Raw genomic sequence first — 5,189 nt, forward strand, 5'->3', positions numbered from 1 at the left:
AGGTCCGTTGGTCAAGGGGTTAAGACACCGCCTTTTCACGGCGGTAACACGGGTTCGAATCCCGTACGGACTATGGTGTATTGCGGTTAAAAAAACTTGAAAAAAGTTTTAAAAATCTGTTGACAGAGACAGATGGCTGTGATATACTAATATAGTTGTCGCTTGAGAGAGATTGAGTGACAAAGACCTTTGAAAACTGAACAAGACGAACCAATGTGCAGGGCACTATAACTGAGGTTATAGTACTGAACAATGAAAAAACAATAAATCTGTCAGTGACAGAAATGAGTGAGAACTCAAACTTTTAATGAGAGTTTGATCCTGGCTCAGGACGAACGCTGGCGGCGTGCCTAATACATGCAAGTAGAACGCTGAAGGAGGAGCTTGCTTCTCTGGATGAGTTGCGAACGGGTGAGTAACGCGTAGGTAACCTGCCTGGTAGCGGGGGATAACTATTGGAAACGATAGCTAATACCGCATAATAGTAGATGTTGCATGACATTTGCTTAAAAGGTGCAATTGCATCACTACCAGATGGACCTGCGTTGTATTAGCTAGTTGGTGAGGTAACGGCTCACCAAGGCAACGATACATAGCCGACCTGAGAGGGTGATCGGCCACACTGGGACTGAGACACGGCCCAGACTCCTACGGGAGGCAGCAGTAGGGAATCTTCGGCAATGGACGGAAGTCTGACCGAGCAACGCCGCGTGAGTGAAGAAGGTTTTCGGATCGTAAAGCTCTGTTGTAAGAGAAGAACGAGTGTGAGAGTGGAAAGTTCACACTGTGACGGTATCTTACCAGAAAGGGACGGCTAACTACGTGCCAGCAGCCGCGGTAATACGTAGGTCCCGAGCGTTGTCCGGATTTATTGGGCGTAAAGCGAGCGCAGGCGGTTAGATAAGTCTGAAGTTAAAGGCTGTGGCTTAACCATAGTACGCTTTGGAAACTGTTTAACTTGAGTGCAAGAGGGGAGAGTGGAATTCCATGTGTAGCGGTGAAATGCGTAGATATATGGAGGAACACCGGTGGCGAAAGCGGCTCTCTGGCTTGTAACTGACGCTGAGGCTCGAAAGCGTGGGGAGCAAACAGGATTAGATACCCTGGTAGTCCACGCCGTAAACGATGAGTGCTAGGTGTTAGACCCTTTCCGGGGTTTAGTGCCGCAGCTAACGCATTAAGCACTCCGCCTGGGGAGTACGACCGCAAGGTTGAAACTCAAAGGAATTGACGGGGGCCCGCACAAGCGGTGGAGCATGTGGTTTAATTCGAAGCAACGCGAAGAACCTTACCAGGTCTTGACATCCCTCTGACCGCTCTAGAGATAGAGTTTTCCTTCGGGACAGAGGTGACAGGTGGTGCATGGTTGTCGTCAGCTCGTGTCGTGAGATGTTGGGTTAAGTCCCGCAACGAGCGCAACCCCTATTGTTAGTTGCCATCATTCAGTTGGGCACTCTAGCGAGACTGCCGGTAATAAACCGGAGGAAGGTGGGGATGACGTCAAATCATCATGCCCCTTATGACCTGGGCTACACACGTGCTACAATGGCTGGTACAACGAGTCGCAAGCCGGTGACGGCAAGCTAATCTCTTAAAGCCAGTCTCAGTTCGGATTGTAGGCTGCAACTCGCCTACATGAAGTCGGAATCGCTAGTAATCGCGGATCAGCACGCCGCGGTGAATACGTTCCCGGGCCTTGTACACACCGCCCGTCACACCACGAGAGTTTGTAACACCCGAAGTCGGTGAGGTAACCTTTTAGGAGCCAGCCGCCTAAGGTGGGATAGATGATTGGGGTGAAGTCGTAACAAGGTAGCCGTATCGGAAGGTGCGGCTGGATCACCTCCTTTCTAAGGATAAGGAACTGCACATTGGTCTTGTTTAGTCTTGAGAGGTCTTGTGGGGCCTTAGCTCAGCTGGGAGAGCGCCTGCTTTGCACGCAGGAGGTCAGCGGTTCGATCCCGCTAGGCTCCATTGGTGAGAGATCACCAAGTAATGCACATTGAAAATTGAATATCTATATCAAATAGTAACAAGAAAATAAACCGAAACGCTGTAGTATTAAAAGAGTTTATGACTGAAAGGTCAAAAAATAAGGTTAAGTTAATAAGGGCGCACGGTGGATGCCTTGGCACTAGGAGCCGAAGAAGGACGTGACAAACGACGATATGCCTTGGGTAGCTGTAAGTAAGCGATGATCCAGGGATTTCCGAATGGGGGAACCCAACAGGTACTACCTGTTACCCGCATCTGTTAAGGATGTGAGGAGGAAGACGCAGTGAACTGAAACATCTAAGTAGCTGCAGGAAGAGAAAGCAAAAGCGATTGCCTTAGTAGCGGCGAGCGAAACGGCAGGAGGGCAAACCGAAGAGTTTACTCTTCGGGGTTGTAGGACTGCAATGTGGACTCAAAGACTATAGAAGAATGATTTGGGAAGATCAGCCAAAGAGAGTAATAGCCTCGTATTTAAAATAGTCTTTGTACCTAGCAGTATCCTGAGTACGGCGGGACACGTGAAATCCCGTCGGAATCTGGGAGGACCATCTCCCAACCCTAAATACTCCCTAGTGACCGATAGTGAACCAGTACCGTGAGGGAAAGGTGAAAAGCACCCCGGGAGGGGAGTGAAATAGAACCTGAAACCGTGTGCCTACAACAAGTTCGAGCCCGTTAATGGGTGAGAGCGTGCCTTTTGTAGAATGAACCGGCGAGTTACGATATGATGCGAGGTTAAGTTGAAGAGACGGAGCCGCAGGGAAACCGAGTCTGAATAGGGCGCATTAGTATCATGTCGTAGACCCGAAACCATGTGACCTACCCATGAGCAGGTTGAAGGTGCGGTAAGACGCACTGGAGGACCGAACCAGGGCACGTTGAAAAGTGCTTGGATGACTTGTGGGTAGCGGAGAAATTCCAAACGAACTTGGAGATAGCTGGTTCTCTCCGAAATAGCTTTAGGGCTAGCGTCGACATAAAGATTCTTGGAGGTAGAGCACTGTTTGGGTGAGGGGTCCATCCCGGATTACCAATCTCAGATAAACTCCGAATGCCAATGAATTATGGTCGGCAGTCAGACTGCGAGTGCTAAGATCCGTAGTCGAAAGGGAAACAGCCCAGACCACCAGCTAAGGTCCCAAAATAATTGTTAAGTGGAAAAGGATGTGGGGTTGCACAGACAACTAGGATGTTAGCTTAGAAGCAGCTATTCATTCAAAGAGTGCGTAATAGCTCACTAGTCGAGTGACCCTGCGCCGAAAATGTACCGGGGCTAAAACAATTTACCGAAGCTGTGGATACCTTTATAGGTATGGTAGGAGAGCGTTCTATGTGTGAAGAAGGTATACCGTGAGGAGTGCTGGAACGCATAGAAGTGAGAATGCCGGTATGAGTAGCGAAAGACAGGTGAGAATCCTGTCCACCGTAAGACTAAGGTTTCCAGGGGAAGGCTCGTCCGCCCTGGGTTAGTCGGGACCTAAGGAGAGACCGAAAGGTGTATCCGATGGACAACAGGTTGATATTCCTGTACTAGAGTATGTAGTGATGGAGGGACGCAGTAGGCTAACTAAAGCAGACGAATGGAAGAGTCTGTCTAAGCAGTGAGGTGTGATATGAGTCAAATGCTTATATCTATAACATTGAGCTGTGATGGGGAGCGAAGTTTAGTAGCGAAGTTAGTGACGTCACACTGCCAAGAAAAGCTTCTAGCGTTTAAACATACTCTACCCGTACCGCAAACCGACACAGGTAGTCGAGGCGAGTAGCCTCAGGTGAGCGAGAGAACTCTCGTTAAGGAACTCGGCAAAATGACCCCGTAACTTCGGGAGAAGGGGTGCTGACTTTAGGTCAGCCGCAGTGAATAGGCCCAAGCAACTGTTTATCAAAAACACAGCTCTCTGCTAAATCGTAAGATGATGTATAGGGGGTGACGCCTGCCCGGTGCTGGAAGGTTAAGAGGAGTGCTTAGCGTAAGCGAAGGTATGAATTGAAGCCCCAGTAAACGGCGGCCGTAACTATAACGGTCCTAAGGTAGCGAAATTCCTTGTCGGGTAAGTTCCGACCCGCACGAAAGGCGTAATGATTTGGGCACTGTCTCAACGAGAGACTCGGTGAAATTTTAGTACCTGTGAAGATGCAGGTTACCCGCGACAGGACGGAAAGACCCCATGGAGCTTTACTGCAGTTTGATATTGAGTGTCTGTACCACATGTACAGGATAGGTAGGAGTCTATGAGATCGGGACGCCAGTTTCGAAGGAGACGTTGTTGGGATACTACCCTTGTGTTATGGCCACTCTAACCCGGATAGGTTATCCCTATCGGAGACAGTGTCTGACGGGCAGTTTGACTGGGGCGGTCGCCTCCTAAAAGGTAACGGAGGCGCCCAAAGGTTCCCTCAGAATGGTTGGAAATCATTCGCAGAGTGTAAAGGTATAAGGGAGCTTGACTGCGAGAGCTACAACTCGAGCAGGGACGAAAGTCGGGCTTAGTGATCCGGTGGTTCCGTATGGAAGGGCCATCGCTCAACGGATAAAAGCTACCCTGGGGATAACAGGCTTATCTCCCCCAAGAGTTCACATCGACGGGGAGGTTTGGCACCTCGATGTCGGCTCGTCGCATCCTGGGGCTGTAGTCGGTCCCAAGGGTTGGGCTGTTCGCCCATTAAAGCGGCACGCGAGCTGGGTTCAGAACGTCGTGAGACAGTTCGGTCCCTATCCGTCGCGGGCGTAGGAAATTTGAGAGGATCTGCTCCTAGTACGAGAGGACCAGAGTGGACTTACCGCTGGTGTACCAGTTGTCTTGCCAAAGGCATCGCTGGGTAGCTATGTAGGGAAGGGATAAACGCTGAAAGCATCTAAGTGTGAAACCCACCTCAAGATGAGATTTCCCATGATTATATATCAGTAAGAGCCCTGAGAGATGATCAGGTAGATAGGTTAGAAGTGGAAGTGTGGCGACACATGTAGCGGACTAATACTAATAGCTCGAGGACTTATCCAAAGTAACTGAGAATACGAAGTGTGAGGTTTTCTTGGTATTTGATAGATATTCAATTTTGAGTAGGTATTACTCAGAGTTAAGTGACGATAGCCTAGGAGATACACCTGTACCCATGCCGAACACAGCAGTTAAGCCCTAGAACGCCGGAAGTAGTTGGGGGTTGCCCCCTGTGAGATATGGAAGTCGCTTAGC

2 tRNA genes and 3 rRNA genes are annotated in these 5,189 nt (G+C 49.6%); all 5 read left to right on the forward strand.

What is annotated here, in order from left to right:
- Position 1 precedes the first annotated feature (1 nt).
- The 5 genes from M1F65_RS09900 (at position 2) to rrf (ending at position 5,189) form a co-directional block, all read left to right on the forward strand.
- Positions 2 to 73, forward strand: a tRNA-Glu gene (locus tag M1F65_RS09900).
- A gap of 230 nt (positions 74 to 303) precedes the next feature.
- Positions 304 to 1,850 (forward strand): 16S ribosomal RNA (locus M1F65_RS09905).
- 51 nt (positions 1,851 to 1,901) lie between these two features.
- Positions 1,902 to 1,974 (forward strand) — tRNA-Ala (locus M1F65_RS09910).
- Between the two features lie 122 nt (positions 1,975 to 2,096).
- Positions 2,097 to 4,997, forward strand: a 23S ribosomal RNA gene (locus tag M1F65_RS09915).
- A 76-nt stretch (positions 4,998 to 5,073) separates the two neighbouring features.
- Positions 5,074 to 5,189 (forward strand): 5S ribosomal RNA (rrf, locus tag M1F65_RS09920).
- Together the 16S, 23S and 5S rRNA genes with 2 tRNA genes alongside form the textbook arrangement of a ribosomal RNA operon.

This window comes from Streptococcus oralis (genome assembly GCF_023109195.1).
GTDB classification, from domain to species: Bacteria; Bacillota; Bacilli; order Lactobacillales; family Streptococcaceae; genus Streptococcus; species Streptococcus oralis_BV.